This window comes from Pseudomonas sp. KD5, from assembly GCF_012932895.1.
In the GTDB taxonomy this organism is placed as follows: domain Bacteria; phylum Pseudomonadota; class Gammaproteobacteria; order Pseudomonadales; family Pseudomonadaceae; genus Aquipseudomonas.
The window spans coordinates 54896-78013 of record NZ_JDWJ01000005.1 but is presented as its reverse complement, the minus strand read 5'-3'; the positions used below and the strand labels follow the sequence as shown (position 1 = coordinate 78013).

Below are 23118 nucleotides of genomic sequence, written 5' to 3'. Positions count from 1 at the left end.
CGCCAGTGTTGGACGTTTTGGCCTAATGCCAGAAGCCAACTATTCGTTGGCTTCTTTTTCACGAAATATTGATGGTTGACTGCTTAAGATTTGTGGCCTCTCGGTCAATGAAATTTTCACATTTGCCGCGGGCACTTCTTTTCAGGAACAGCCGATCACATGTTGAAGTTCAAAGCCGTGCGCCCCGAATGGGTGACGTTGGTTTCCAGTGCCTTTCTATTGGCAGGGTTCAATTTAGTTCTCTGGCAACACCTCTTCGATATCACCGCAGCAGACGGTCAAGGCATCGTCATGCGTGTCGCGTTCGGGCTGATGATCCTGGCGGCCTTCAACATTGTGCTGACCTTGCTGGCATTCCGGCCCGTGATGAAACCCGTGTTGACGCTGATCTTTCTGATCAGTGCCGGTGTGGCGTACTTCATGAGCCAATATGGCGTGCTGATCGACGCCGGTATGTTGCGTAACTTCGCCGAAACCAATGCCACGGAAGTACGCGACTTACTCTCGCTAAAACTGTTTGTTTATATCGTGTTGCTCGGCGTCTTGCCGTCGTGGTTGTTGTGGAAAATCCCGGTTAATTACCGTCGCTGGCACCGTGAGTTATTAAGTAAAGTGCTGGTGAGCGTCGCCTCGGTTGCAGTGATCGGCGGTGTCGCATTGGTCAACTATCAAGGCCTGTCGTCGTTGTTTCGCAATCACCATGAATTGCGCCTGATGGTGGTGCCGAGCAACTACATCGGTGCCTCGTTCGGTTATCTGCGTGAGCAAGTGGTGTCTGCACGGCAACCATTCGCCAAACTGGGTGAAGATGCCCAGAAAAAACCGGCCTGGCAGGCCCATGACCGTAAATCCCTGACGGTACTGGTGGTGGGCGAAAGTGCCCGGGCCGAGAACTTCGGCATCCTGGGTTATGACCGCGACACCACGCCGAAACTGAGTAAGGAATCCGGCCTGATCGCCTTCACCGATGTGCATTCGTGCGGCACGGAAACGGCAGTGTCGGTGCCCTGCATGTTCTCCAACATGGGCCGCAAGGATTACGACGCCAGCAAGGCGAAGAATCAGGAAGGTCTGCTGGACGTGCTCAAGCACGCCGGTCTCGAGGTGATCTGGCGCGATAACCAGTCAGGCTGCAAAGGAACCTGCGATCGGGTCACTGTCGACGACGTGAGCAACCTGAAAGACCCGGTGCTGTGCGCCAACAGTGAGTGCCGCGATGAAATTCTCCTGCAAGGCATGCAGCACTTCATCGACACGCTGAATAAAGACACCGTGCTGGTCCTGCACCAAATGGGCAGTCACGGTCCGGAATACTTCAAGCGCTACCCGAAAGAGTACGAACACTTCACGCCCGTGTGTGAAAGCAATGCGCTGAACAATTGCAGCCGCGAAAGCATCGTCAATGGCTACGACAATACGCTGGTGTATACCGACCACGTGCTGTCGACCCTGATCGATCTGTTGCGCAGCAACCAGGGCAAAGTTGATACCGCGATGCTATATCTGTCGGACCACGGCGAGTCGCTGGGCGAATACAACCTGTTCCTGCATGGCACGCCTTACATGCTCGCACCGGAACAACAGAAACATGTAGCGATGATGGCGTGGTTCTCCGACAGCTATCAAAAGTCGTTCTCGGTGGACACCCATTGCCTGCAGCAGAATCGTGAAAAGCCCTTGAGCCAGGACAACCTGTTCCATTCGATGCTCGGTCTGCTGGAGGTCAACAGCACGGTCTACAACCCGGGGCTGGATATGTTCGCCGGATGCCGCGGCGCAATGGGCGACGGTGTGCTGGCCAAAAAATGAGCGACTCGACCTTTTTTTCACGTAACGACCGCTAATCTGCGGCGCCTGGAACATCCAACAAGAGCCATTACACATGTCCGCGCAGCCCCCATCCGCCTTCGAGCTTGAGTTCGCCCGGCGCTACGATCAGGAACACGCCCGCGTCTGTAAACAGCCGCGACCGCGCGGCCTGGCGGGGCGTTTGACGTTCTGGCGCGAAGAGCAATTGGTGCGTAACGCGCTGCAGGTCGCTGGCGAACCGGGATTGATTCTTGATGTGGCCTGTGGAGTCGGGCGTTTCTGGCCGGTGCTGGCCGAGCATGCGAACCGGGTGATCCTCGCGACCGATCCATCTCAGGACATGCTCGATCATGCTAGCACCCACCATCCGCAGAACCTGCTGAAACGGATCAAGACCTTTCAGAGTTCAGCCTTCACCATCGGCTTGTCGGCGAATGCGGTTGACTGCATTTTTTGCCTGCAACTGTTTCAACGCATCGCCTGTCCCGAGCATCGATTGGCCATGTTGCGCGAATTCCACCGGGTCAGTCGCGATACGGTGATTGTGGCGGTGCGGGTTGATGGGCGTTTCAAGCTCGAGCGTTCGGACGTGGAGGGCGCACAGGCCCAGCCACAGGCCAGCAAGGCCGAGCTTGAGGCCGAGTTCAGGCAGGCGGGTTTCTGCTTGCTCAGTCACCAGGACTTGGTACCGGGTTGCACGCGGATGCGGGTCTACGTGTTGCGTAAGGACAGCTAGTCTTCACCTGTCAGACAATTCTTGCTGTTCGGCAGGTATTTTCGCTAAAGCTCTTGTTCAGTGGATGCGCGGAAATCGCCGGGGGCGATATATACTGCGCGCCATTCTTCAAGGGAGAGCCGTGTGGCCATCGATATTCACTGGATTCGCGACAACGATAGCCTCGGTCAGTTTTGCACCGAGTGGCAGCAGCTGCCATTCGTTGCCCTCGACACCGAATTCATGCGGGTCGACACCTTTTACCCGATCGCAGGCCTGCTGCAGATCGGCGATGGCGTACGCGCTTACCTGATTGACCCACTGACCATCGACAACTGGCAGCCTCTGGCCGCGTTGCTGGAAAACCAGGCCGTGGTCAAGGTCGTGCATGCGTGCAGCGAAGACCTCGAAGTCCTGCTGCGCCTGACCGGCAGCCTGCCGGCGCCGCTGTTCGACACCCAACTGGCCGCCGCTTACCTGAACCTGGGTTTCTCCATGGGTTATTCGCGGCTGGTGCAGGAGGTGCTCGGCATCGACCTGCCGAAGGGCGAGACCCGTTCCGACTGGCTGCAACGTCCACTGTCCGAGACTCAGATCAGCTACGCCGCCGAAGATGCTGTGCATCTGGCAGAGGTTTTCGTACAGCTGCGTCCGAAGCTTTCTGACGAAAAATACGCGTGGGTCCTGGAAGACGGAGCCGAGCTGGTCGCCAATCTGCGGCGCGAGGTCGACCCGTACGAGGTCTATCGCGACGCCAAACTGGCCTGGAAGCTGTCCCGCGCCCAACTCGCCGTGTTGCGTGAACTCTGCGCCTGGCGCGAGCGTGAAGCCCGCGCCCGTGATCTGCCGCGCAACCGCATTATCCGTGAACATTCACTGTGGCCGTTGGCACGCACCCAACCGGACAACCTCGGCGCACTGGCGAAAATCGAAGACATGCACCCGCGCACCGTGCGTCAGGACGGCGAATTTCTGCTTGATCTGATCAAGCGCTCTGGCAGTGTGTCGCCTGATCAGTGGCCGCCAGCGGTGCCGGAGCCATTGCCGGTGGAAGCCGCCGCGCTGGTCAAACAGCTGCGCGCCATCGGCCAGGCCGAAGCCGAGCGCCTGAACATCGCGCCGGAGCTGATGCTGCGCAAGAAAACCCTGGAAGCGCTGCTCAAGAGCGGCTTCCCCAATGGTCCTTACCAATTGCCTGATTCGCTGCGTGGCTGGCGCCGCGAATTGATGGGCCAGGCGCTGCTCGACAGCCTGGCCACCGCCGGAGAACAGCCTTGAAACGTATTTGCTCGATTTATCGAAGCTCGAAGAAAAGCGGGATGTACCTCTATGTGCTCAAAAGCGATGCACTGGAGCGCGTGCCTGAACCCCTGATGGCGGCTTTCGGCAAAGCCATCCACGCTTTCGACCTGGTGTTGACCCCCGAGCGCAAGCTGTCGCGCGAAGACATTGCTGTAGTACTGGAGAACCTCGACAAGCAGGGCTACCACCTGCAAATGCCACCGGCCGAGGATGAATACATCGAACACTTGCCGGAAGAGTTGCTGCGCCGCAACGACCCGATGTAATCGGCAGACAGGCTCTGTTCAGAGCCTTATGAAACACTGGAATGATTTTGGCGATGGCCGTGACGATGGAGTGATCCTCCGTCGGCGGTCGTCTGCACTGTTTTTGAAAGGTTTGAAACATGCGCGTTCTGATTGCTGAACACGACCACCCTGTGTATGCCCAACTGTTGCGTCAGGCAGCGCCTGATCTGGAAGTATTGACCAGCGGCGACTCCGCCGAACTGGCCCGTCAGGCCGCCGACTGCCAGGTCTGGCTTGGTCAGCCGGACCTGCTGGCGACGCTGTTGCGTCAGGGTCACATGCCTGCATGGTTGCAGTCGACCTGGGCCGGTATCACGCCGCTGCTGGCCGATGGCTTGCCACGGCACTATCGGCTGACTCGCGCGGTCGGGATTTTTGGTCAGGTCATGGCTGAATACGTGCTGACTTACATGCTCGGCCACGAGCGCGAAGTGTTGGCGCGGCTGGTCAGCCAGGTCGAGCGCAAATGGGACAATCGCCAGGGTCAAAGCCTGGCTGGACGAAAGGTGCTGATTGTCGGCACCGGTGACATCGGTCAGACAGTGGCGCAGTTTCTACTGCCGTTTGGCGTCGAGTTATACGGCATCGCCAGCACCGCCCGGGAGCAGGCGCCTTTTGTCGAAGTCGGCGCGCTGAGCGATTTGCCGCGCCTGGTCGGTGAGGTGGATTACGTGATCAATCTGCTGCCGAATACCCCCAATACGCACGACCTGTATGACGCTGCCCTGTTCAAGCAGTTCAAGGCAACCGGGTTGTTCATCAACGTCGGGCGCGGCGTTGCAGTGGTCGATGCGGATCTGGTGGAAGCCTTGAAGGAAGGGCATCTGGCCGGGGCTGTGATCGACGTCTGCCGTCAGGAACCACTGCCGCAACGTCATCCGTTCTGGACCGCGTGGGGACTGCTGCTGACCGGCCACAGCTCGGCACCGACTTCGCCACCGGCGATGGTGAAGCTGTTTGTCGAGAACCTGCGGGCGTATCAGGCGGGTGAAGCGTTGCGTGGGGAAGTGGATTTCGCGCGCGGGTATTGAGTTCACCCAGCTGATCGTTCCCACGCTCTGCGTGGGAATGATCAGGTCCGGCGCGTTTAGAGGGTGAAATTACCTTCAGCCGCCAACTCGCTCAGCGGACGACGCGGGCTTGGCTCTTCACGTGCTTGCAGGTACTCGGCCAGTGTCGCCTTGTCGCCCAGCTTGCCGATCGCCACGGCGGCGTGCAGCGCATAACCCTCAGGAATGTTCAGCTCCTTGCGGGTCAGCTCCTGATCGAAACCGGCCATGCCGTGGGTGTGCCAGCCGCTGATGCTCGCTTGTAACGCCAGGTGGCCCCAGGCGGAACCGGTGTCGAAGGTGTGCCACAGCGCCGGGGTTTCTTCGCTGGCGCCAGGTGCCACGAAGGTGGTTTTCGAGATTACGATTACCAGCGCCGAGGCGTGCTGTGCCCAGCTGCGATTGAACTCGTTCAGCAGGCCCAGGTAGCGCTCCCAGTTCGGCGTGTCGCGACGCGCATAGAGAAACCGCCAAGGCTGCGAGTTGTACGCTGATGGCGCCCAGCGGGCGGCTTCGAAGAAGCTCAGCAAGGTCTCTTCGGGAATGGTTTCGCCGGTGAAGGCGCGGGGCGACCAGCGATCGGTGAACTGAGGGTGAATGGCGTAATCGGCAACGCGTGGATTAGCACTCATCAAGAGATTCCTTTACGTTTGAAAGTGGGGGTCGTCGTAAAAAACCGGCGGGTACAGTTGAGCTGAGCGCCAGGATTTCTTGAGCCAGCAGTTCACCTGAATGCAACGCGGTTGAGCGTTAATGGCACTTGGGTAGGGCTCCTTGCGACTGGCAAAGCTACTGGGTAGCGCAAAAACTGACAAGTGCCGTCGTACCGGCAGTCGCCAATGCTTGGCCCGCCGGTGCCTTGGCACTAGACTGGCGGCCTTTTCACCACCTGATGTTGAAGCTTGAGCCATGGCCGCCAAAGTCGAACCGTTCTGGATACGCAAAACCCTCGATCAACTCGATCAAGAGGAATGGGAATCGCTGTGCGACGGCTGTGGCCTGTGCTGCCTGCAAAAGCTCGAGGATGAAGACGACAACGCCGTCTACTACACGCGCATCGCCTGCAAACTGTTGGACCTCAAAACCTGTCAGTGCACCGATTACCCCAACCGTCGCGACTTTGTCCCCGATTGCATCCAGCTCACGCCGGGCAAGGCCGATGAGTTCAAATGGTTGCCGCCGACCTGCGGTTATCGACTGGTCAGCGAAGGCAAGGACCTGCCGCTCTGGCATCACCTGGTGTGCGGTGATCGTGATGCGGTGCATCACGAACGTATTTCCCAGTCCGGGCGCATGCTCGCCGAAGGCAGCGTGGCCGAAGACGATTGGGAAGATCATCTGATTTTTCGCGCGGGTTAATTCCCGATGCCATTTAGTCTGTGGCGAGGGAGCTTGCTCCCGCTTGACCGGGCTGGCGCTACAGTGCGCAGCACTCACAAAATCGGCGGTGATCACGAGAGTTTTGGGCCGCTACGCAGCCCGGCGCGAGCAAGCTCGCTCGCCACAATAGGAGTGTGTATGGCGGTGGGAGTGCTGCGGGCGTTGGCTGTCGGTCTGCTGGCCTTGAGTTCGCCCGTGTGGGCGGCGAAGAAAGTCGATTTGGATTATCACGTGCGCCTGTTGCCGCAAAGCGATCAGGCCGAAGTGCGCCTGACCCTGGCCCAAGGCTCGGCGGTGCGCAGTCTGGATTTCGACTTGGGCGACGGCAGTCACTACAGCGATTTCAAGGCCGATGGCCAATGGCAGCTCACACCGGGCACGCAGGCCCGTGGTGTCTGGCGCCCGGCCGCCGACAAGGCCAGCCTGACCTACCGCGTGCGCATCAGCCATGGGCGCAAGAGCGGTAGCTTCGACACGCGCATGACGCCAACGTGGGCGCTGATGCGTGGCGATGACCTGGTGCCTGCGGCCAAACTCGATCAGCAGGATGGTATCGAGCTGGTGTCACGACTGGAATTCGAATTGCCCACCGGTTGGAAAAGCGTCGAAACCGGCTGGCCGCGGATTGGCAAAAACAAGTTCCGCATCGATAACGTCTCGCGTCTGTTCGACCGTCCCACTGGCTGGATGCTCGCCGGTAACCTCGGCAGCCGTCGCACTCGGTTGGGGGAAACCGAAGTCACCGTGGCCTCGCCCCAAGGCCAGGGGATGCGCCGCATGGATGTGCTGACGCTGCTGACGTTCGTGTGGCCGCAAGTGCAGGAAGTTTTTCCGCGTCACCCCAGCAAACTGCTGATCGTCGGCGCCAATGACCCGATGTGGCGTGGCAGCCTGGCCGCGCGGGAATCGATCTATCTCAATAGCCGCCTGCCGCTGGTCAGCGAAAGCGGCACCAGTGCCTTGATGCGTGAATTGGCTCAGGTGTTCGGGCGGATCAACGACAGCCAGCGCAGCGACTGGATCAGCGAAGGGTTTGCCGAGTATTACGCCATCGAACTGGTGCGCCGAGCGGGCGGCATGAGTGACGAGCGGTATGAGGGCTTGCAGAGCAAGTTGGCCAAGGCCAGCCAGAAGGTCACGACCTTGCGCGGGGAGCAGATCAACCCGGCCCAAGTGGCCAAAGCGGTGGTGTTGCTGCAGGAACTGGATCGCGAGATTCGCCTGAAGACCCGCAACAAGCGTTCGCTGGATGATGTATTGCGTGGGGCGATGCGTTTGGAGAGTGTCGATACCAAGGAATTTGTTCAGCTCAGTGAGAGCGTTATTGGCGAGTCTTCCAAAGTGCTTGATACCGGGTTGCTTCAGTAATACCGCCTTCGCGGGCAAGCCTCGCTCCTACAGGTTGTGGCGATCGCGTTATTGTCCGTAGGAGCGAGGCTTGCCCGCGAAGAGGCCCTGAGCCTCACCGAAAATTCCGGATCAAACCCCGGCTTTCGGCGACTTCAAAGAATCATTCCCGGTCACGGTGGCGGTTTTGGTCGCCGCCTTGGCATTGGCCTTCAACCGACTCAACTCTTCCCCGGCACGCTCAATCCTGGCCCGAGCGTTAACCATGTCCTGACGGCTCTTTTCCAGAAAGCTTTTCGCCGAACTGTGCCCGGTAATACCCCGCGCCATCGCTACGCCGCCAATGGCCACTTGAAGCAACCCGAACACACCACCACGCCGCAGGCCTTTGCCGACCATCACCACACCGCCGGCCAGGGAACCGATGCGCTCCCAACCCTGGACGTTCTGCGCGGGCTGAGTCTGGAACGGGGTGGATTCGATGCGCTCTACGCGTTTGAGGTCGCTCATGATCTGTCTCCAGGCTTCAAGAATGGATAATTAAGCTGACTGTCGAGGCGGTCGGCTCGTTCCATCGGATGTGCGGTGATTCAGCGGAATTTCGGGCCCGATCGGGTGTTGTTGCCCTTGGCCATGCGGTCGTACAGCACCACGTTGACCGTGGCCGCCAGGTTCATGCAGCCGGTGGTCGGGATATAGACCACGTCTTCGCACCAGTCGCGGATCTCTTTATCCAGCGAACCGTCTTCGGGGCCGAAGATGTAGAGGGCGCGATCCGGGTGCGTGTATTCCGGCAGCGAGCGGGCGCCGTCGACCAGTTCCACCGCGACCGGTACACAGCCCAGCGGCAGGATTTTCTTCAGGTCATCGATGCCGATCAGCGGAATGTCGTAGTGGACTTTCTTGGTGTCGGTGACGAAGTCGGCGGCGCGCTCATAGCGCTTGCCGGTGTAAAACACCGACGCCACGCCATAGCAACCGGCGGCGCGCATCACCGAACCGACGTTCTCCGGTGATTTGGGGTTATACAAACCAATGCAGCTATACCGTTTGTCTGCCACGAGCGGGGTGCCTTCGGGAAAAAAGCGCGATTATACGGGGATTGGGGGAGGGGTGTTCAGTTTGGAGATTGGTGGTGTCAGGGATATAGCCTTCGCGGGCAAGTCGGATCGCCGCACCGCTCGCTCCTACGGATCAATGTCATACGCGGTAGTCGCGTAATCCTGTAGGAGCGAGGCTTGCCCGCGAAGAGGCCAGCATGGCTGGCGAAGATCTTCAGTCTTCTTTCTTCATCAGTCCGGCCAACGCCGCAAACGGGTTATGCGTCGCCTTGGCAATCTTTGGCGTACTCAGCGAGCCTTCGTCGAAATACTGCTGATCGGTATAACGCGAATGCTCGTTGTCATGGCAATACAGGCACAACAGTTCCCAGTTCGAGCCGTCCTGCGGGTTGTTGTCGTGGTTGTGGTCGCGGTGGTGCACGGTCAGTTCGCTCAGGCGTTTGCCGGAGAACTCACGGGCGCAGCGGCCGCACACGTGCGGGTACATCTTCAGGGCCTTGTCGCGGTAACCCATTTCCTTGTCGCGCTGGTTGTCGGCGAGGATGCGGTCCAACTTTGAGGTGTTGGTTGGAGGCGTTGACGAACTCATGGGTTCACCTTTGTAAAAGACTAATGACGGTTATGTGTTGAAGTTTAGCCTAGCCCTTGAGCTTCTCGGCAATCCAGATGGTGTGGCGGGTGCCTTTGTTGCCGTGGGCGAAGACCTGTACTTCTTCGGCCTTGAAGCCGGCCTTTTTCAGCTTGTCGGAAAACTGCCGGTCAGCGCTGGCCGACCACACCGCCAGCACGCCCTTGGGTCGCAGGGCCTTGGCGCAGGCGCTCAGGCCGCCGGCGGAGTAGAGCCAGCTGTTGGCCTTCTGGGTCAGGCCTTCGGGGCCGTTGTCGACGTCGAGCATGATTGCATCGAAACCCTGCGGCTCGGCTTGCAGCACCTTGGCCACGTCTTCCAGGCGGATCACCGTACGCGGGTCGAGCAATGGGTTGCCGGCTTTTTCGCCCAACGGCCCACGGTTCCACTCCACCACGCCGGGCACCAGTTCGGCGACCACCACTTCAGCGGTCTTGCCCAAATGCTTGAGCGCCGAGGCGAGGGTGAAGCCCATGCCCAGGCCGCCGATCAATACCCGCGAATTCGGCCGGCCGGCGACCTTGCGGCAGGGGATTTCCGCCAGGGCATCTTCGGAGCCGTGCATGCGGGTGTTCATCAACTGCCCGCCATCGCCGCCCTGAATCTTGATGACGAAGTCCTCGCCGTATTCGAACAGGCACAGGGCACCGCCGTTTTCAGGAATGGGGGTGGTGTCGAGCAGAACGAAACGTTTCATGGGGCTCTCATGGGGAGAAATGGACAGACGGAAGAAGGCAAACGAACGCGGTTGGGAGTAGCCTGCAAAAGACCACAAGGCCAACGGAGCCATTGATGAAGCGCACCATTCTAACGGCCATTGCCCTGGCCGCGCTCTCGATAACTGCAGTGCAGGCCCAGGAGCAGCAAACCATCCCCACCGGCCCCACGCCGATACCCGGTTCACCCGGCACTGCCACGCCGACGCCGTACCCGCAGATTACCCCGACCACTGTGCCCAAGACCGGCAACGGTGGGCCACCGTTGTTGCCGCCGATCGAAATGCCCAACCCGCCCAAGGACCAGACCTTGCCGGGCCTTGAGCCGAGCACGACCAAAATCAAAACGCCGGGCGGTTAATGCGAGAGCAGTTGTCCGTCGGCCATGCGCAAGCGTTTGGAGAGGGAGACGGCGAGGGCGCGGATGATCTTGGCGGCGATTTTCGGTGCCTCGTTGAGCATCTTTTCCAGGGAGTCCTTACCCAGGTTGAGCAACTGGCAGTTGCTCGCGGCCACACAACTGGCTGAGCGCCGTTCGCCGTCGAGCACGGCCATTTCGCCGAACGCCCGCCCGCTGCGCAAGGTGGCCATGGTCACCCGTTGCCCTTCGCTGTTGGTCTTTTGCACCGCGACCTGGCCGGTGTGGATGATGCACATGAAACTGCCGGCATCGCCCTCACGGAAAATCTCTTCGCCTTCGGCGATGGTGCTGATGCTGAAGTAACCTGAAGCCGCCACGAAGTCGGCCGGCAGCAGTTGATCGAACAGGCCGCAGTCCATCAGCCAGTCGCGAATTTCTTTGTTCAGTAAGGTCGGTTCTGACATGTCGTCACGGTCTTTTTCTTGTGGTCTTTTGCGGGGGCGGGCCTTCAGTCACCAATTATCCCCTGTGGGTTGTGTCGGGTCCGGCGTCTGGTGTTAAGACCGGGACGCCGGGCCAAGTTCCTCAGGCAATGCCCAAAACCTTCAAAACAAATGCGTATTCGAGGGCTACGTCACGTAATCCCTGGTAGCGCCCGCTCATCCCGCCATGCCCGGCGCCCAATTCAGTCTTGAGCAGCAGGGGATTGGTGTCGGTTTTGGTCGCGCGCAATTTCGCCACCCACTTGGCCGCTTCCCAGTACTGCACGCGACTGTCGTTGTAGCCGGCGATCACCAGCGTTGCCGGATAGGCTTGCGCGGTGACGTTTTCATACGGTGCGTAGGCCTTGATCCGATCATAGACGTCTGGCTCTTGCGGGTTGCCCCATTCGTCGTATTCGGTGACGGTCAGCGGTAACTCCGGGTCGAGCATGGTGTTGAGCACGTCGACGAACGGCACTTCGGCTATTGCCGCGCCGAACAGCTCCGGCCGCTGATTGAGCACCGCGCCGATCAGCAGGCCACCGGCGCTGCCGCCACTGATTGTCAGCTGCGATGAGGTGGTGAAGCCGTTGGCGATCAGGTGTTCGGCGCAGGCGATGAAGTCGCTGAAGGTGTTGTGCTTGTGCTCCTGCTTGCCGGCGCGATACCAGGCTTCGCCCAATTCACCGCCGCCGCGAACATGCGCGATGGCAAATGCCATCCCGCGATCCAGCAGGCTCAGGCGGGCGTGGGAGAACCATGGGTCGAGGCTTTCGCCGTAGGCGCCGTAGCCGTACAGATAAAGTGGCGTCGGCTTGCCGAGGAACTCGCGTTTGACCACAAAACTGATCGGCACTTGCGTACCGTCCGGTGCCGTCGCCCAAAGCCGCTGGCTGACGTACGCGTCGGCGTCGAACGGGCCGAGCACCGGGGTTTCCTTGAGGACTTTCTGCTCGCCGGTGGCCAGGATCAGTTGGCGGATTTGCGCCGGACGGTTCAAGGCCTCGTAGCGCAGACGGATTCTGTCGCTGATAAATTCCAGGCTGTTCTGCACATGCAGGCTGTAAGCCGCATCCGGTAATTGCACGCGATACGGCACCAAGTCCCGTGGGTAGACTTCGATGATCGGCAGGCCTCCTTCACGCAGGCTCAAGGTCATGGCCTCGGCGTTCAGGCTCATGCCATCGATCATCACCGTGTCGCTATGGGGAATCAGGTTCTGCCAGTCGGCTTCGGTCGGCGCGACGCCGGTGTCGGCGGCCTGGTACAGGGCGAAGTTGATGCCGTCACGGTTGGTGCGGATCAGCCACGTCCACTCGCCATCGAGTTTGCCGTGATCGACGTCGTATTCATGGTCTTCGACCCGCGGCGCCAGGCAGGTAAAGGCCTGGTGCGGCAGCGAGGCGTCGAGCGCCCAGACTTCGCTGGTGGTCTTGCTGCCCAGCGACAGCAGCAATTGCCGTTCGGAACTTGAGCGGTAGCAATGCAGGAAGAATCGGCCGTCTGGTTCATGGAACACTTCTTCGGCGGCGGTGCCGTCCAGCCGATAGCGGAACAGTTTGTGTGGGCGGTGGGTGTCGTCGAGTTCACCGAAGAACAGCGTCAGGCTGTCATTGGCCCAGGTCATGCTGCCGTCGCAGTCCTGGAATTCCAGTTCGCTGACGCGGCCGCTGGACAATTCCTTCACGAACAGCGTGTAAACCTCCTCGCCACTGGAATCGATGCTGTAGGCCAGGCGCTGGTGGTCCGGGCTGACGCTGAACGCGCCCAGGGAAAAGAAACCGCCCTTGGCCAGCACGTTCGGATCGAGTAGCAGGAGTTCCTGGCTTTCGTCGATGTGCAGGCTGCCATCGGTCGGACGTGGGCAGCGGTAATGACGGGCGTATTCGTCGCCGGCCGTGGTGCGGGTGTAATACAGGTACGGGCCCCAGGGCGAGGGCAGCGACAGATCGGTTTCGAGAATCCGCCCCTTGATCTCTTCGAACAGGGTTTCGCGCAGCCCGGCCTGATCGGCGGTTTGCGCCTCCTGATAGCGGTTTTCGGCTTTCAAGTAATCGAGCACTGCGTCGGTGTCGCGCTCCTGCAGCCAGGCATACGGGTCATCGCCGTCGGCCTTGTGGGCAATGGGCGCGTCGGAAACGTTGGCGGATAGGGGCATGAAGGACTCTCGAACGTTGTACGAAATTGGGGGATCGCAGACGGCGGGGCAGCCTGAAGTGCGAAAAGTCGTTACTATAAGCGCCTCTTTGCCTGCCTTGCCATGGACACCATGACCGAGAACGACTATCTGATCGCTTGGGGCCTCTACGCCTTTGCCGCTTTAGGCTGCCTGTTGGTGTGGATGCGCATCACCCGCTGGATGTGGCGCTGGCTACGTGAGCCGCTGCGGCTGCTGATGGCGGTGTTGCTGTTCAGCCCGACCATCATCGACCCGGTGAAGGAAAAGGTCGCCCCGGCCATTGCCATTACTGCGCTGGATCTGCTGTTCAAGGTCGGCAACAACGCCTGGCGGGCGATTTCCGATCTGTTCATGTACGGCATGATTGCCTTCGGCCTTTACCTGGTGCTCGTGGCGATCCGTTTCCCGATCGAGCGCGCATCCAAGGCTCGCAAGGAGCGGGCGGAGGCCGCCAAGGCTGCGGCGCGGGCCGACGAGCCTGAAGGCGATCAACCGTTTGGCGGTGCCGGTGATGATCGTTACGGCCGGCCACCGGTACCGAGCAACCCGCAGCGTTTGCGGGTTGAACCGCGTCTGTAACAGTGCCCCTGCCTTTCATCGAGAGTCCGAGCATGTGTGAGTTATTGGGCATGAGCGCCAATGTCCCGACCGATATCGTGTTCAGCTTCACCGGGCTGATGCAGCGCGGCGGCCGCACCGGACCGCACCGTGACGGTTGGGGCATCGCTTTCTATGAAGGCCGTGGCCTGCGGTTGTTCCAGGACCCGGCGGCGAGCAGCGAGTCGGAAGTGGCGAACCTGGTGCAGCGCTATCCGATCAAGAGCGAAGTGGTAATCGGCCACATCCGTCAGGCCAATGTCGGCAAGGTCTGCCTGTCCAACACCCATCCGTTTGTGCGCGAGTTGTGGGGTCGCAACTGGTGTTTCGCCCACAATGGCCAGTTGGCCGACTTCAACCCGACCGCCAGTTTCTACCGCCCCGTCGGCGATACCGACAGCGAAGCGGCATTCTGCGATTTGCTCAACCGGGTGCGTGCTGCGTTCCCCGAGCCGGTGGACATCGAAGAACTGCTGCCAGACCTGGTGGCCGCTTGCGCCGAGTACCGCAGCAAAGGCGTGTTCAACTGCTTGCTTAGCGATGGCGACTGGTTGTTCTGCTACTGCTCGACCAAGCTGGCGCAGATCACCCGTCGTGCCCCGTTCGGCCCGGCACGCTTGAAGGATGTCGATGTGATCGTCGACTTCCAGGCCGAAACCACGCCCAACGACGTGGTCACGGTGATCGCCACCGAACCCTTGACCGAAAACGAAACCTGGACCCGCTACGAACCGGGCCAATGGAGCCTCTGGCGACGCGGTGAATGCGTCAGCCAGGGCAAGACCGAATAAGGATCTCTCCCCCCATGTTGCTCAGTTATCTACGGCTGGTGTTGTTTGCGGCAGGCCTGTTGATTGGTGTCCAGGTGCCTGGGTTTATCAGCGACTATGCCAAGCGGGTCGAGGCGCATCTGATCGAGGCGCAGAGCGGTTTGAGCGGTTTTCAGGGCACTGCCAATCAATTTTTCAAGGGCGACATGCAGGCGCTGGTGGCCCATTACCGTGCCAGCGAAGACCCGATCTTTCGCAGCGATGCCGACAGCCTGAGCACCTTGCTCACCCGTCAATTGGCTTTGGACAAGCAATTCCAGGCCATGCAGGGCCCGTGGTACATCCGCTTCCTGCAAGTGGTGCTGGCGGCCGACCCGGATATTCGCAAGGAAACCTGGAACGGCTACAGCTACCAGATCCTGCTGACGCCGGAAGCGATGATCTGGGGCATGAGCGGCGCGTTGCTGCTGTCGTTCGGCATTGAATGCCTGTTCCGGTTGATCGACTGGGTGGTGCTGGGCGGCAAGCGCCTGCGTCAGAGCCGGCCGATCGAAGAGCGGGATTTGCGCGGGTTGTAACACTGGAGCCGACTTGCCGGCGATTGCCGCGAGATCGCATCGCTGGCAAGCCGGCTCCGGTTTTTACCAATCGATCGAGTAGCTCATGCTCAGCGTGCGGCCTTCAGCGTTGGCATACGGCGCTCTGGCGTTGGCCTGGGTGAACAGGTTCTGGTACGTGCGGTTGGTCAGGTTGTACACGCCGCCTTCAAGACGACCGACCGGCAGTTGCACGGAGCCGAGCAGGTCCACCAGCGTATAGCCTTCGATGTCGCGTCCATTGTTGTCCTTGGCGGCGGCATCGTAATTGGCCAAACGCATGCCTTGCAGACGCAGGCTGTAGTCGTCTTCGGTGTAGCCGACGAACAGTGTGGTCTTGGCAGGTGAGATGCGCGTGGCCGGCAGATCGATCCATTTGCCGTTCTGCTCGGTCTCGCCTTTGGCCCAGGCATAAGTGCCACCCACCGACCAGTGATCGGTCGCGCGGTAGGTCAGGCTGTTTTCGATGCCGCGAACTCGCTCTTTCTGATTGATCAGACGCAATACGCGATCATTGGCATCGTAGAACTGGGTCACGTCCGAGGTGTTTTCGTACACGGTGACGTCGGCTTGCCACTGGTCCCAGTTGCCACGCCAGCCCAACTCGTAACTGTCGACCTTGATGGCTTGGGCGTTGAGGCTCTGGATGTCGAAGGTGCTGCTGACGTCACGCATGAAGCGCTGGATATCCGGCAGCGAAAACCCCTGGCTGTAATTGGCGAAGACGTCCTGGTTTTCACTCAGGTGGTAGACCGCCCCCAGGTTGTACAGCGTGGCGTCGTATTTGAGGGTGTCGCCGGGCAGCGTTGCGCGTATGCCGGTCTGGACGATCTGACCGTAGGCGATGCTGTCGGAGACGTCGCTTTCGATCCATTCGCGGCGTACACCGCCACGCAAGGTCCAGTCACCGATGTCCCAGGACATCTGCCCGAACAGCGATTTGGTGGTGGTTTCGATGTCCGGGCCCAGCTCGTAGGTGGTGCCGGTCTTGGTATAGGTCAGGCCCTTCAGCGTGTATTGATCACCTCGTTGACGGGAGCGCTCATTGTCATAGTCAGCCCCCCAGACCAGATTGCCCGTGGCGCTCCCGATCGACGGCAGCGGCGTGTCGATGGCCGCGCGCAGGCCGTAGACGTCCTGCACACTGTTGTTGTCGGAGATCCCGGCCTTGCCCCGCGACAGGTCCGGAAAGAACAGTGCATCGGCGCGGCGCCAGTAGCTTTCCAGTTGCAGGCCCTGACCGTAGAAGTCCTTGTCGGTGTAGTTGAGGTTGACCGCCTGGTTATGGGTATAGGGTTGGTCGTCGAGTTTCAGACCTTTGACTGCCACCGCTTGCTGCGAGTTTTTCGGGTCTTTGGTGTAGCCGGTGTCCTGCTGGTCCTTGTAGTCCTGCAGCGACAGGCTGAGTTTCTTGTCGGCATCCAGCTCATAACCGAAACGACCTTGCAGGTCATAGGTTTCGGTATCCATGTTGCTGCCCTGGGAGGTGTCCTGGGGGATGCGGTTGCCGTTGCCGTCGAACTGATCGTTGCGCTGGGTCAGGTCGGCAGACACATACCAGTCCAACGCATCCTTGCGCCCGGTGACACTCTGGAAAGCTTCGTAGGCGAAGCCTTTTCTGTTGAGGTTGTTACCGCTGGTCAGGCCCAGTTTGCTGCTGTAGGCAATGTCCTGGCCCTGATTGCGCTTGGTGATGATGTTGATGATGCCGCCTGAAGCACCGGCACCGTAAATGCTGCTGGCGCCGGAGATCACTTCGATGCGTTCGATGCTGGCCGGGGCGATGCTGTTGAGCTGGCGGAAGTTGTCGCGCGTGGCGTTCTGCGATACGCCGTCGATCAACACCAGCATGTTGCGCCCGCGCAGCGTCTGGCCGAAGTTACTCATCCCGCCGCTGGATGGCGCAATACCTGGGACCAGTTGCCCGAGGATGTCGGAGACCCGGCGACCCGCACCACTCTGCTCACGGACTTGCTGCTCGTCGATCACCTGGACCGAGCCCGGAATCGAAGCAATGCTCGCTTCGCTGCGAGTCGCGGAGACGACGGTGGCTTGCATGTTCAATGTACCGGGCTGCTGCTCGGTGTCCTCGGCCCAGGCCTGGGCGCTGAAGGTGCCAAGTAGCGGGATCAGCAGGGAGAGTTTGGTTCGGGTCATGACGTGGTCTTTTTTAGTTGTGATAAGTGTGGGGCGATAAGGTCGAGCGGTCAGGCGTGGCGTTGAACGAGCGCACCCAGCGGATACCGATGGCGGCTATGGCGTAGGTCAGCGCCACCAGCCAGAAACTGTGGGCCAGGCCCACCAGGCCCATGCCTATTCCGCCAAGGACGACACCGAGCAGAGCACCAGCCTTTGCCGCGCTGTTGCCGAGGCCGAGCGCGAAGCCCTGCTGGGTGATGGAAACGGTGTTGGCGATCAGGGCATAGGCGACGGGCAGCAGGGCGCCTTGCCAGATACCCCAGACGAGTCGGCTGACGAGAAAGCCCAGCCATTCATTGGCCAATGCCGTGGCCGCCAGCGTCAGGGCACATAACCAGGCCACGCCTTCGATGACGCGCAAGGTGTAGGCCGGCTGCCAGCGGTCGAACAGGCGTCCCCACAGCGGGGCGGAAATGGCCAGGGTCGCGGCGCTCGCCGCGTAGGTGGCACCGATCAGCCAGCTTGGGGCATGCAGGATGTTCGCGACGTACAGGGCGTAGAACGACTGCGGCATCATCTTCGCCGCCTGAATCAACACGATCACCAACAGGATTCCACTGAGCCAGCCTTTGGGCAGGGCAACCGGCTCAACCGGTTTTTTCTTCGTGGTTCGCGCTTTGTCGGCCGGCAGGAAAAAACTCCCCAGTGCGCACAGCAGGCAAATCGCCGTCGCGCCATAACACAGCAAGGCAAACCCCGAGACGTCCATTAGCCAGCCACCCAGCACCGGGCCGATCAACGAGCCGACGGCGGTTGCCGATTGCAGGCGGGCCAGGGTGTGACCTCGTTTGGCACTGTCGCAGCAGGCCAAGGCGTAGGCTTGCGCGGCAGCGAGAAAACCGGCCAATGCGCCTTGCATCACGCGAATGCCCACCAGCAGCCACGGGTCGAGGGTGATAGCCGCCAACCCTTGGCACAGTGCGAGGGCCAGCAACGCCCGAACAATCATCGGTTTGTGTCCGGTGCGATCCCCCAACCGGCCCCACAGGGGGGTCAGGAGCATGGCCGCCAGCATCGGGCCGGCATAGACCATCGCCGATAACAGCGCGGTGTAGCCGGCGCCTTCGGGCCCGAGCAGATGCTGGATCTGCAAGGGCCAGAACGGGCCGCTCATTTCCATTGCGCCCATGGAGACAAACTGGATGACGATCAGCAGTCGCAGGGCGCGACTGTCAGCGAGCATGGGTGTTGGGTCGCAGCGGGTTACTCAGGCGTCCGACGATGTCGGCATGACTGTCGAGCAAGCGCATGCGCATGAACGATTTGGCGGGCCAATCCTGTTCCAGCAAGGCCTGGCGCTCGCATTCCCAACGTGCCGGTTCAACGCGCTCGCGCAAGGTCTCGAAGCACTGTGCAACGTGCGCTGCCAATCGCTCCCACAGGATATTTTCCGGCACATTCCAGTGGCGGGCACAAAGCAAGGTCAGCTCACCGAGGTGGCACATGAAAGTGGTGTGCAGGAGTTTGTCGCGGACAAAGCCGGCGTCGTCATACAGGGTCATTTTCGGATCGTGCAGCTGGATATCCATACCCTTGGCGTGCAGGGTTTTGCGATCGATACGAACGTCGCCGAAATCACGCAACAGCAGCCGATTCAACTGCCCGTCAGCGCCCATCACCATGAAACTGTTTTGCTGATGCGCTTCGAACGCCACGCCGTACATCAGATAGATGCCCAGCAGACTTGGTACCGCAATCGACAGGTAATCATCGAAGAACGTCAGCATGGCCTCGCTGTCGTCCCGGCCTTGAGCCAGTCTGACCCAATCACGCAGCAACGGTTGTTCGAATTCGTTGACGGCGAACAGGCTGCCGACCGGCACCGCCAACTCGCCTACTTGCAGCAGGGTCAGCGGGTTGTCGCGATACAGCACGCCAGCATGCCGGGAGCGTTCGTCATCGGCCGGTAGTGGTGCGTAATGCACGCCGATGCGCTCTGGAACGATGTTCAGCAGGCGCTGAATCTGCGGTTCCTGATCGAGGATGTCCAATATCAGTTGGCTGATGCGCGGACCCATCCGGGCCGAGCGCGGCGACACGGTGCGCTGCACGCTGGTCAGGCGCAAAGCCACCGGCAGTTTGACCATCGGTGCCGTGCGACTGGCCTGCGGCAAGACCGTGCGGAAGGACATGGTCGGGTGACCGGTAAAAGCCACGATGTCAGTGACGATCAGCAGGTTGTCGGCGATCTCGTTGGCAAACGAACGTGGCAGCTCTTCATGGGCTTGCCATGGGTGCGACGGCAGCGGGAGGTAGTCCTTTGCGTCCAGGCCCATTTGCTGCAAATGGCGTTGCAATTGCTCGGCGGCCTGTGGGAAGTGACCTTGCCACCAATCCCAGTAATCCGTGGTGCCCGCCAGCGCTTCAACATGTGCGTACTGGCGGTGCAGGGCGCACAGCACGATCGGAAAACTCGCTTCGAATTCTGGCGAGAAAGCGATGACCTGAGCGGCGCTCAAGCCCAGTTTGGTCTTGTAGTTCGGGTGCCACGGATGGCCGAGAGTCCCCCACTGTTCGAGCAGCGACGTAGGGTTCTGGAGGCAGGGGCTGGCTTTGAGCCAGGCGAGCAGATTGTCATCGTACCCGCCGTCGATCTGCTCTCTCAGGCGCTCGGTCCATCCCTGGTGAAATGCCAGGCACAGAGTGTCGTTGCTGAAACTGTCATCCAGCTCCCGGGCCAGACGTTCCAGTACTTGGGGGGAGGCTGGCGGATTGAGCTGAGTGCTGAGGTGAGCGAGCAGTTCGCTGGGCAACTGGATTTTGTGCGGCAGTGTGTCCGGGGTGTGCAGGACGATGCTGCCGCGTACGTCCCAGCTGTTCATTCTGCCGCTGGACAAGTGCTCGAAGCAAAGATGCGCGCCATCGCCAAGTGGCAGCCAGCAACGGCTGGTGTCGTCGTATTCGCAGGTGTCGGGGTCGATCAGCTCTTCACGAAACAGCGCCTGGATCAGGCGTTGGAAACAGCGCTGGGCGGCGGGCTCCAGGGCATTGCTCAAATGATCGAGAGTGATGCGGTGTGACTGGAAAGCCTGAGTGCCGAGCGCTTCGCTCCAGTGAGCGAGCAATTGCTGCTGTTTTTGCGTGTAGCCGCGCATCAGGTCCGACTCCTTCTGGACAATTGATTAGCTGAAAGCGCGCTGAGAATACCGTTTTGAATAAATAATGCAAATGATAGTGGTTCATATTTACATTTTGGAGGGTGTGTATCAGATTCCGGCCGGTGGTTGGCTCAAGACGATGTAGTGCTCGCCCATTTTCTGCGCATAGCACTCCACGACTTGCTGACACAACGTCACGATTTCTTCGACCCACTCCACGCCAACCCGCCACGACACCACCACCTGCAAATTCGGCGGCCGTTGATCGATGGCCAACAAGGTCAACTCTCCTCGGGCCAGTTCCTCGGCCACCAGCACCGGCGGCAGGGCGCCAATACCGAAGCCGTCGCGTAGTAAACGAGTAATCGCCGACACTGAGTTCACGCAGTTCAGTCGTGGCGCCATGACCCCGTTGGCTTGCATCAGGCTCACGATGTCCTGGTGCGGGCGGGAGTTTTTCGAATAGGTAATGATTCGCTCCCGCGCCAGGTCGGCGACACCTGAATACTCACGGTTGTAGATGGAACTGCTGGCCACGATCCAGCCCATCGGATGACTGACCAATTCCAGGCTGCGCACGCTTTCCTGGCGCAACAGGTCGGTTTGCAGGATCAGATCGAGAAAGCCTTTTTGCAGCTGATCGCAGAGGTTGAGCGCGGTATCGGCCACCAGCTCGATTTCCACCAGCGGATAGTGATCCATCATCTGTGCCACCAACGGGCTGAGCCAAGTGTGGATCACCGTGTCCATGACGCCGATCCGCACCCGTCCGGCCTTGCTCGAACGCGTCTCGATCGCCTGCTTGAGCGCGTGCATCGTGTCCATCATCTGCTCGGCATATTCGAGCACTTTCAGGCCTTCGGGGGTCAGGCTCACGCCGCGGGAGTCGCGCAGAAACAGCTTCACCCCAAGCTCGCTTTCGAGCACGGCGATGCGGCTGGAAATCGACGCCTGGGTGGTGAAGAGCTTGTCCGCCGTCAGGCGAAAACTCTTGAGTCGGGCGACCCAGACAAACGTCTCGAGAAACTTCAGGTTCATGGGGTCAGCTCGTGGATAAAATTTTTCTTATGTCTAGGGCGGGGTTTTATTAGTTGGACGCAGCAGGGCCAACCGCCCAAAAATCAGGCCATCCGGTTCCCACGATAGGCGTCGTCGGGGCTCAGAACAATACCAATAAAATATGCACGGAGATTTTGCCATGAGTGCGCCCGACACCCTCGATATCCCCAAGTCCACGGCTCGCCCGGGACCTTTCGACTGGTACCGCAATATCAACAAACAGGAGCGTCGCACGTTCTGGAGCTGCAAGATCGGCTATGGCCTGGACGGCATGGACACCCAGATGCTCAGCTTCGTGGTACCGACCCTGATTGCCATGTGGGGCATCACCACCGGCCAGGCCGGGCTGATCCACACCAGCACCCTGATCGCCTCGGCTATTGGTGGTTGGGTGGCGGGGATTCTCTCCGACCGCATCGGTCGGGTGCGCACCCTGCAACTGACGGTGTTGTGGTTCGCCTTCTTCACCTTTCTTTGCGGCTTCGCCCAGAACTACGAGCAACTGTTGATCAGCCGCACGTTGATGGGCTTCGGTTTCGGTGGTGAATGGACCGCCGGCGCGGTGCTGATGGGCGAAGTGATCCGCGCCAAGGACCGTGGCAAAGCCGTCGGCATGGTGCAGTCGGGTTGGGCGTTGGGGTGGGGGCTGACAGCGATTCTGTATGCGCTGCTGTTCTCGCTGTTGCCGCCCGAAGACGCCTGGCGGGCACTGTTCATCCTCGGCATCGTGCCGGCGATTTTCGTGATCTTCGTCCGTCGCCTGGTCAAGGATCCGGAAATCTACCGCGAAGCCAAGGCCAAGCAAGAGCCAAGCAACCCGGCGAAGTTCTACGAGATTTTCGCCCCTGGCATCCTCTTCACCACGATTCGCGCTTCGATACTGACCACCGGCGCCCTCGGCGGTTACTACGCGATCACCTCCTGGCTGCCGACGTTTCTGAAAAACGAACGGGGCTTGAGCGTGCTTGGCACGGGTGGTTATCTGGCGATGGTGATCATCGGGTCCTACATCGGTTATGTAATCAGCGCGTATCTGACTGACATCCTTGGTCGTAAAAAGAACTTCATTCTGTTTGCCGTCGGCTCGTTCACCATTGTTCTGCTGTACACCCAATTGCCCGTCAGCAACGGAGTGATGCTCTGGCTGGGCTTCCCCTTGGGCTTCTTCGCTTCGGGGATTTTCAGCGGCATGGGGTCGTTTCTGACCGAGTTGTTTCCAACGCGGATTCGCGGCTCGGGCCAGGGTTTTTGCTACAACATCGGTCGGGCGTTGGCAGCGTTGTTTCCGCTGCTGATCGGCTTGCTCAGTCAGAAGGTGCCATTGAGCGTGGGAATCGGGGCTTTCGCGGCGGTGTCCTACGGGGTGGTGATCCTGGCGGCGCTCAGCTTGCCGGAAACCCGTGGCAAACAACTCGACGCCGAATAACCTGATGTCCGCTAACTGATAATCTGAGGGGCATATGCCCTTCAGCTAAAAAGACAA

23 protein-coding genes are annotated in these 23118 nt (G+C 60.2%); 12 read left to right on the top strand and 11 right to left on the bottom strand.

Translation table 11 applies throughout. The features are described 5' to 3' along the window. The first annotated feature begins 159 nt into the window (after positions 1 to 159). The 5 genes from AF70_RS12455 (at position 160) to AF70_RS12435 (ending at position 5144) form a co-directional block, all read left to right on the top strand. Complete coding sequence (locus tag AF70_RS12455; protein ID WP_019580827.1) at positions 160 to 1809, top strand: phosphoethanolamine transferase; 1650 nt, start codon at positions 160 to 162, stop codon at positions 1807 to 1809. Positions 1810 to 1882: 73 nt separating this feature from the next. Next, positions 1883 to 2545, top strand: a complete 663-nt coding sequence (locus tag AF70_RS12450; protein ID WP_019580826.1) for a class I SAM-dependent methyltransferase — start codon at positions 1883 to 1885, stop codon at positions 2543 to 2545. Between the two features lie 123 nt (positions 2546 to 2668). After that, positions 2669 to 3802 carry a ribonuclease D gene (rnd, locus tag AF70_RS12445; RefSeq protein ID WP_019647999.1) on the top strand — a complete coding sequence of 378 codons (1134 nt, stop codon included), beginning with the start codon at positions 2669 to 2671 and terminating at the stop codon, positions 3800 to 3802. After that, entirely contained in the window at positions 3799 to 4092 is a 294-nt protein-coding gene (locus tag AF70_RS12440; protein WP_019580824.1) for a YcgL domain-containing protein, read from the top strand. Before rnd ends, AF70_RS12440 begins: the two co-directional genes overlap by 4 nt. Before the next feature lie 119 nt (positions 4093 to 4211). Next, the gene (locus AF70_RS12435) at positions 4212 to 5144 is read left to right on the top strand and encodes a D-2-hydroxyacid dehydrogenase (protein ID WP_028939342.1); all 933 of its coding nucleotides are present in this window, start codon (positions 4212 to 4214) and stop codon (positions 5142 to 5144) included. 56 nt (positions 5145 to 5200) lie between these two features. Here the strand turns inward: AF70_RS12435 and AF70_RS12430 are convergent, their stop codons facing one another. After that, positions 5201 to 5794, bottom strand: a complete 594-nt coding sequence (locus AF70_RS12430) for a nitroreductase family protein (RefSeq protein ID WP_007942200.1) — start codon at positions 5792 to 5794, stop codon at positions 5201 to 5203. Between the two features lie 277 nt (positions 5795 to 6071). On the opposite strand from AF70_RS12430, the gene AF70_RS12425 reads away from it, so the two are divergent. Beyond that, positions 6072 to 6521 carry a YcgN family cysteine cluster protein gene (locus AF70_RS12425; RefSeq protein ID WP_007942199.1) on the top strand — a complete coding sequence of 150 codons (450 nt, stop codon included), beginning with the start codon at positions 6072 to 6074 and terminating at the stop codon, positions 6519 to 6521. Positions 6522 to 6680: 159 nt separating this feature from the next. Further along, on the top strand, positions 6681 to 7910 hold the full coding sequence (locus tag AF70_RS12420; RefSeq protein ID WP_028939343.1) for a hypothetical protein: 1230 nt from the start codon (positions 6681 to 6683) through the stop codon (positions 7908 to 7910). 111 nt (positions 7911 to 8021) lie between these two features. Here AF70_RS12420 and AF70_RS12415 read toward each other — a convergent pair whose 3' ends face one another. The 4 genes from AF70_RS12415 to AF70_RS12400 all read right to left on the bottom strand — a co-directional run bounded on the left by AF70_RS12415 (position 8022) and on the right by AF70_RS12400 (position 10275). Continuing rightward, positions 8022 to 8399 carry a DUF2892 domain-containing protein gene (locus AF70_RS12415; RefSeq protein WP_019580820.1) on the bottom strand — a complete coding sequence of 126 codons (378 nt, stop codon included), beginning with the start codon at positions 8397 to 8399 and terminating at the stop codon, positions 8022 to 8024. A gap of 80 nt (positions 8400 to 8479) precedes the next feature. After that, entirely contained in the window at positions 8480 to 8950 is a 471-nt protein-coding gene (locus AF70_RS12410) for an RNA methyltransferase (protein ID WP_007942196.1), read from the bottom strand. A 214-nt stretch (positions 8951 to 9164) separates the two neighbouring features. After that, entirely contained in the window at positions 9165 to 9539 is a 375-nt protein-coding gene (locus AF70_RS12405) for a YajD family HNH nuclease (RefSeq protein WP_007942195.1), read from the bottom strand. A gap of 49 nt (positions 9540 to 9588) precedes the next feature. Continuing rightward, entirely contained in the window at positions 9589 to 10275 is a 687-nt protein-coding gene (locus AF70_RS12400) for a spermidine synthase (RefSeq protein WP_028939344.1), read from the bottom strand. Positions 10276 to 10370: 95 nt separating this feature from the next. Between AF70_RS12400 and AF70_RS12395 the strand changes: the two genes are divergently transcribed. Beyond that, positions 10371 to 10655: a hypothetical protein gene (locus tag AF70_RS12395; protein WP_019580818.1), complete on the top strand. Its 285-nt coding sequence runs from the start codon at positions 10371 to 10373 to the stop codon at positions 10653 to 10655. On the opposite strand, the gene AF70_RS12390 is transcribed toward AF70_RS12395, so the two are convergent. After that, positions 10652 to 11119, bottom strand: a complete 468-nt coding sequence (locus AF70_RS12390; protein WP_019580817.1) for a cyclic nucleotide-binding domain-containing protein — start codon at positions 11117 to 11119, stop codon at positions 10652 to 10654. The genes AF70_RS12395 and AF70_RS12390 overlap by 4 nt on opposite strands. A gap of 121 nt (positions 11120 to 11240) precedes the next feature. Further along, positions 11241 to 13295: a S9 family peptidase gene (locus tag AF70_RS12385; protein ID WP_028939345.1), complete on the bottom strand. Its 2055-nt coding sequence runs from the start codon at positions 13293 to 13295 to the stop codon at positions 11241 to 11243. Between the two features lie 102 nt (positions 13296 to 13397). Between AF70_RS12385 and AF70_RS12380 the strand changes: the two genes are divergently transcribed. The 3 genes from AF70_RS12380 to AF70_RS12370 are packed head-to-tail and all read left to right on the top strand — an operon-like array spanning position 13398 to position 15261. Continuing rightward, a complete protein-coding gene (locus AF70_RS12380) occupies positions 13398 to 13895 on the top strand; it encodes a hypothetical protein (RefSeq protein ID WP_019580815.1) in 498 nt (165 codons plus the stop codon). A gap of 32 nt (positions 13896 to 13927) precedes the next feature. Continuing rightward, positions 13928 to 14704, top strand: a complete 777-nt coding sequence (locus AF70_RS12375) for a class II glutamine amidotransferase (protein ID WP_019580814.1) — start codon at positions 13928 to 13930, stop codon at positions 14702 to 14704. Between the two features lie 14 nt (positions 14705 to 14718). Then, positions 14719 to 15261 (top strand): DUF2937 family protein, encoded by a 543-nt coding sequence (locus AF70_RS12370; RefSeq protein WP_019580813.1) that lies wholly within the window; start codon positions 14719 to 14721, stop codon positions 15259 to 15261. Positions 15262 to 15324: 63 nt separating this feature from the next. On the opposite strand, the gene AF70_RS12365 is transcribed toward AF70_RS12370, so the two are convergent. From AF70_RS12365 to AF70_RS12350, 4 genes are all read right to left on the bottom strand, one after another. Then, a complete protein-coding gene (locus AF70_RS12365) occupies positions 15325 to 17436 on the bottom strand; it encodes a TonB-dependent receptor (RefSeq protein WP_028939346.1) in 2112 nt (703 codons plus the stop codon). Between the two features lie 13 nt (positions 17437 to 17449). Next, positions 17450 to 18661 carry an MFS transporter gene (locus AF70_RS12360; protein ID WP_028939347.1) on the bottom strand — a complete coding sequence of 404 codons (1212 nt, stop codon included), beginning with the start codon at positions 18659 to 18661 and terminating at the stop codon, positions 17450 to 17452. After that, positions 18651 to 20573, bottom strand: coding sequence for an IucA/IucC family siderophore biosynthesis protein (locus AF70_RS12355; protein WP_028939348.1), 1923 nt, complete (start codon positions 20571 to 20573; stop codon positions 18651 to 18653). The genes AF70_RS12360 and AF70_RS12355 overlap by 11 nt, the downstream gene beginning before the upstream one ends. A gap of 111 nt (positions 20574 to 20684) precedes the next feature. Beyond that, positions 20685 to 21614, bottom strand: a complete 930-nt coding sequence (locus AF70_RS12350) for a LysR family transcriptional regulator (RefSeq protein WP_028939349.1) — start codon at positions 21612 to 21614, stop codon at positions 20685 to 20687. 160 nt (positions 21615 to 21774) lie between these two features. On the opposite strand from AF70_RS12350, the gene AF70_RS12345 reads away from it, so the two are divergent. Further along, entirely contained in the window at positions 21775 to 23061 is a 1287-nt protein-coding gene (locus AF70_RS12345) for an MFS transporter (protein ID WP_028939350.1), read from the top strand. Positions 23062 to 23118 lie beyond the last annotated feature (57 nt).